We start from the raw sequence: 5,196 nt of genomic DNA on the forward strand, positions 1-5,196 counted from the left end.
GTTGATGCGCTGGCGGAACGCCGCGGCTTCGGTGGCCGGCACCGGCAGGGCCTGCGCGTACCAGCCCAGGTGCTTGCGCGCGCTGCGCACGACGGTGTATTCGCCGTAAAGCTGGTAATGGTCTTGCAGGTGGTCGAGCAGCCAGGACTTGACCTCGCCCAGCTCGGGTGGTGGCGCCTCCTGGCCGGTGGCCAGGTAGTGCGCGATCTCGCGGAAGATCCAGGGGCGGCCCTGGGCCGCGCGGCCGATCATGAGGGCATCGGCGCCGGTCTGGCGCAGGACCTCGGCGGCCTTGCGCGGCGAATCGATGTCGCCGTTGGCGACCACGGGAATGCGCACCTGCTGCTTGATGCCGGCCACGGTGTCGTGCTCGGCCACGCCGCGGTAGCCCTGTTCGCGCGTGCGTCCATGGACGGTGAGCATCTGCACGCCGGCGGCCTCGGCGGCGCGGGCGATGGTGGGCGCGTTGCGGCCGTCGGCGCTCCAGCCGGTGCGCATCTTGAGGGTGACGGGCACGCCGTGCGGCGCGCAGGCGGCGACCACGGCCTCGACGATGCCGATGGCCAGCGCCTCGTCCTGCATCAGGGCCGAGCCGGCCCACTTGTTGCACACCTTCTTGGCCGGGCAACCCATGTTGATGTCGATGATCTGCGCGCCGCGGTCGATGTTGTAGCGGGCGGCATCGGCCATCATGCGCGCGTCGGTGCCGGCGATCTGCACCGCGATCGGGCCGGGCTCGCCACGGTGGTCGGCACGGCGCGAGGTCTTGAGGCTGTCCTGCAGATCGGGTCGGCTGGTCACCATCTCGCTGACCGCGTAGCCGGCCCCCAGCCGTTTGCACAGCTTGCGGAACGGCCGGTCCGTCACACCCGCCATGGGCGCAACGAACAGGGCGTTGGGCAATTGGTAAGGACCCAGTTGCATGAGGCGGACGGTCGGCGGGGCGGGGATCAGGCGGGCGCAGGCGTGGCAGCAGGCACGCGCGCAGAATGGGCATTGTACCTGCCTGTTTTTTCAGCAGGCGATATGCTCTCGCATCCGACACCTCGCCACACCCCCATGCCCGACTGGTTCACCGCGCTGATGCAACTGCTGGCCCTGCCCGAAGTCGGGCTGAGCACCGTCTTCGTCGTGGCGCTGGTGTCGGCCACGCTGCTGCCCATGGGCTCGGAACCGGCGGTGTTCGGGCTGGTCAAGCTCAACCCCGAGCTGTTCTGGGCGGCGGTGCTCGTGGCCACGGTCGGCAACACGCTGGGCGGCGCCATCAGCTGGTTCATGGGCTATGGCACCCACCGGGCGGTGGACCGGGTCCGGCACGGCCAGCCGACCGAGCTGCGGGCCCTGCAATGGCTCGAGCGCTTCGGCCCCAAGGCCTGCCTGCTGTCGTGGCTGCCGGTGGTCGGCGATCCGCTGTGCGCGGTGGCCGGCTGGCTGAAGTTTCCGCTGCTGCCGTGCATGGGCTACATGGCCATCGGCAAGTTCCTGCGCTACCTGACGATGACGGCCGCGCTGCTGTGGGTGTTCCCCGGCGGCCTGGCGCTCTGATACCACAGACGGCGGTGCGGTGCCGGCGCCGGCACGGGCACCACACAGCGTCGTGGGGCGGGCACGCTGGCGACAACGGCAGGCCCGGGCCGCCGCGATACTACCGCGCCATGCCACCATCGCCGACACCTGCTGCCCCACCCTCCCCCTCGCGCGCGCTGTGGGCGCTGATGGCCGGCAATTTCGTCATCGGCTCCGGCGTCATGGCCGTGCCCGGCACGCTCAACGACATCAGCCGGTCGCTGCAGGTATCGATTCCGCAGGCGGGCCAGCTCATCACGGCCGGCGCCATCGTCATGGGCATCGGCGCGCCGCTGCTGGCCATGCTCGTGGCGGGCTGGGACCGGCGCCGGCTGCTGGCGCTGACCATGCTCTGGTACGCGCTGTTCCTGGGCCTGTGCGCGCTCGCCCCGAGCTACGGCGCGCTGCTGCCCATGCGCGTGCTGGCGGTCATCGCACCGGCCATCTTCACGCCGCAGGCCGCCGCCAGCGTGGGCCTGCTGGTACCCGCGCACCAGCGCGGGCGGGCCATCACCTTCGTGTTCCTGGGCTGGTCGGTGGCCTCGGTGCTGGGCATGCCGCTGGCCTCGTGGATCAGCGGCTACCTGGGCTGGCGCTGGGCATTCGGCCTGATCGCCGTGCTGGCCCTGCTTTGCGCCATCTGGCTGCGGGCCGAGTTGCCGCGCGGCGTTCGGCCGGCGCCGCTGAACCGGCAGGCCTGGGCCGACACGCTCGGCTCGGCGCCGCTGATGCTGGCCGTGGCCGTCACCCTGGTCTCGGCTTTCGGGCAGTTCACCCTGTTCGCCTACTTCGCGCCCTACCTGGACCAGGTCCTGCACCTGTCCAGCGACCGGATCTCCCTGCTGTTCCTGTGGTTCGGCAGCTTCGGCCTGCTGGGCAACATGCTGGTCTCGCGCCGGATCGACCGCATCGGGCCGGCCCGCGCGGTGGCGGTGACGCTGGGCCTGATGGCCCTGGGCATGGCGCTGTGGCCGCTGGGCACGCATGCCCTGTGGCTGCAGGCGCTGGTGATGGTGCCCTGGGCACTGGGGTGCTTCGGTTCCAACTCGGCGCAGCAGGCGCGGCTGGTGCAGATGTCGCCCTGGCTGGCACCGGCCACGGTGGCCCTGAACACGTCGGCCATCTATGGCGGCCAGGCCATGGGCGCCGCCCTCGGCGGCGCGCTGATCGCGCGGGGCGGCCTGCAGGGCCTGCACCACTGGGCGCTGGCGCTGATGATCGGCGCGATCGGGTTGAGCCTGTGGGCGGCCCGGGTTCAGAAGCGCTCGCCCATGCCCAGTTGACGCCACTGGCCGACGGCCAGCCCGGACAGGCCGACGCGCCCGATGCGCTGGCGCCGCAGTTGCCCCAGCGGCACATCGGCCGCGGCCAGGTGGCGCGCCAGGGCCTGTGCCGTCCAGCCCTTGGCGGCGATGCGCAGGCGGGTGTCGCTCTGCCAACTGACGCGCAGGGGCGGGTGGCGGCGCGCCTCTTCGGTTCTGGCGCGCTGCGCCGCTGCCAGCCAGGCCGCCCGCGCATCGTCCGAGGCCGGCTCCCGGGTCGCCGGCAGATCGACCAGCCACTCCTGCTCCAGATCGCGGACACCTTCGGTCAGGCGGCGGGAGATCGCCGGGTGCTGGGTCAGGACCATCAGCCCCGCGGCATCGATGGTCAGGGGCAGCAGCGGCTGCAGGCGGTGCAGTTGCGCGCGCGGCAGCGCCCCGAGCTTGTGTTCGGCCGCGCAGCGGTGCGGCGCGTCGAACCATTGCAGCGCCAGCCCGGTGGGCAGGTGCAGCGCGTCGGGCACGGCCACGCCGGCCGGCTTGTGCCACAGCACGGTGGCCAGCGGCAGCGGCTCGGCCGTGGCGGCCGGGTCGATGCTGACCTGCTGGTGATCGCGCACGCGCGCCTCGGGCCGGTCCACCACCTGGCCGTCCACCCTCACCCAGCCACCGGCGATGTAGCGCTCGGCCTCGGTGCGCGAGCAGGGCACCAGCGTGGCCACACGCCGGGCCAGGCGCTGGGGTTCCTGACGCGCGGCCTCGGTATGGTGCTCAGACGTTGAACAGCGATTGTGACTGCAAGTCATTGAATGAACAGTTCACCATGCTGCTCCATTAAAAAACATACTCATGTTTGTACTCAAGAAACTCAGCATTGAGTACGTTCAACCGTGATCTGGCGCCGTTGCGCCGGCTCGGATTCAGCTTTCCAGACGCCGGCGACAGGCATCAATAGTGGATTTTATCTGTTGCGCCAGCATCTGCCTGATCGGCGCACGCTCCAACCGCTCACCCAATGAGCTTGCCTGCAGCAACATCCGCTCGATGACCTCTTCCGCCCGTTTCCTTGGGACGCCACCTTCCTCCGCTAGACGCAATAAATGCCGGCGTTCGATGGCAGCACCTTCGCCGCAAACGTCCAGGTGATGCTGGCCCATCGGGCCTTCGCTGAAGGTCAGGTCGAATGCCGGAGCCAGACGCCAGCGCCGGTCAGGCCCGAGACGCCACGCGAAATTCTTGGGATGGTCGTCACGGTTGTGGAAAAGCACATTGAAGACGACTCGTGCGTAGGCTTTCTCCACTTCGCGCTCGTCGCGCGTCAGGAAACGGGTAGCCCGCAGGAAGGCGGTATAGTCGGTGGCACCGGGCAGGCGAAAATCCACTTGCAACAATCCAGCCAGACTGTGCACCGGGACGCGTTGCCCTCCCTCCCGGTCGAAGCGCGCGACGCCGAAGGCGGCCAGTTCGGGGCTAAGGTCGAACCAACGACTTTCGGGCACATCCAGTCCGCAATCCCGAGCCAACTCGGCATAGAGCTGCTCGATGACGCAAACCTCTTTGTGTTCGTTCTGCGCCGGGAACTTGACCAGCCAGGGACTGCCGGGCGCATCCGGACGGGTGCTGACTTGCCCGGTCATTGCGTCGTACTGCACCAAGGCCTTGGGCCTGGCCCCTTGCGGTGAGCCGCCGGTGAGCGCGAGCTCGCGCAGGGCTGCCCCCGCCTCGCCCGCGAGCGCGAGACGGCTTTGCTCGGCCAGCGCCAGCAAGGACCAGTCGGGCTCGTGGGCGCCGGCGTCGCTTGCCGGAACGAAGCGTAACGCGCCCATCGCGCGCTCACCAATGAAGGCCAGCCGGTCCAGTGGCCCGGGATGGCGCAAGCCGTGTTGACGGAACAACCGATCCATCAGCAGCAAACCCCAGCCGTCAGGCAGACTGTCGGCGATCAGGCCCGGAAGGCGATGCAAATGGATCGGAAAACCTCCGTAAGCATCCGCACGCAGCTTGAGGTGCAAGGGCGACAGTTCCAAGCCTTGAGACAAGGCTTCGGGAGAATATTCGAAGAGCAGGGATTGACCGTCATCGGCCAAGCGTCCCAACGGCCAGTCTTCTCCCCAGCCGCAATAATGTACGGTAAGCAGCTTCATGATGTTTTCTTACGCGGCGCACGCTGGCGGCGGCTCACAAGGTCCACCTGCTCCATCTGGGCGATGGATTGCCGTTTGAGCACGAAGAGATCGTCCAGCGCCTCCAGCAAGCCAAGTGCCTGCGCGACACGGACCAGCGTTTCCAGCGAGCACTGACCGTCGCTTTCGAGTTTGCGCAACGCCCCCAAGGACAGTCCGGCCATTTGCGCCAGTTCACGCTGCGT

6 protein-coding genes are annotated in these 5,196 nt (G+C 69.0%); 2 read left to right on the plus strand and 4 right to left on the minus strand.

Features of this window, described 5'->3' with window-relative positions; all coding sequences use genetic code 11:
* The coding region (gene dusB / locus PHQ87_RS14215) for a tRNA dihydrouridine synthase DusB (RefSeq protein ID WP_300235682.1) at positions 1-924 on the minus strand (924 nt) is incomplete at its 3' end.
* Positions 925-1,059: 135 nt separating this feature from the next.
* Here dusB and PHQ87_RS14220 point away from each other — a divergent pair.
* Positions 1,060-1,545: a YqaA family protein gene (locus tag PHQ87_RS14220; RefSeq protein ID WP_300235685.1), complete on the plus strand. Its 486-nt coding sequence runs from the start codon at positions 1,060-1,062 to the stop codon at positions 1,543-1,545.
* Between the two features lie 110 nt (positions 1,546-1,655).
* Positions 1,656-2,849, plus strand: a complete 1,194-nt coding sequence (locus tag PHQ87_RS14225; RefSeq protein ID WP_300235688.1) for an MFS transporter — start codon at positions 1,656-1,658, stop codon at positions 2,847-2,849.
* On the opposite strand, the gene PHQ87_RS14230 is transcribed toward PHQ87_RS14225, so the two are convergent.
* From PHQ87_RS14230 to PHQ87_RS14240, 3 genes are all read right to left on the minus strand, one after another.
* Entirely contained in the window at positions 2,822-3,634 is an 813-nt protein-coding gene (locus PHQ87_RS14230; RefSeq protein ID WP_300235691.1) for an RNA pseudouridine synthase, read from the minus strand. The two genes, PHQ87_RS14225 and PHQ87_RS14230, sit on opposite strands and share 28 nt — an antisense overlap.
* A 114-nt stretch (positions 3,635-3,748) precedes the next feature.
* Positions 3,749-4,972: a type II toxin-antitoxin system HipA family toxin gene (locus tag PHQ87_RS14235; protein WP_300235694.1), complete on the minus strand. Its 1,224-nt coding sequence runs from the start codon at positions 4,970-4,972 to the stop codon at positions 3,749-3,751.
* On the minus strand, positions 4,969-5,196 hold a 228-nt coding region (locus PHQ87_RS14240; protein WP_300235697.1), incomplete at its 5' end, for a helix-turn-helix transcriptional regulator. The genes PHQ87_RS14240 and PHQ87_RS14235, both read right to left, overlap by 4 nt.

Origin of the sequence: Hydrogenophaga sp. (assembly GCF_028698005.1) — a bacterium.
Taxonomy (GTDB): Bacteria; Pseudomonadota; Gammaproteobacteria; order Burkholderiales; family Burkholderiaceae_C; genus Hydrogenophaga.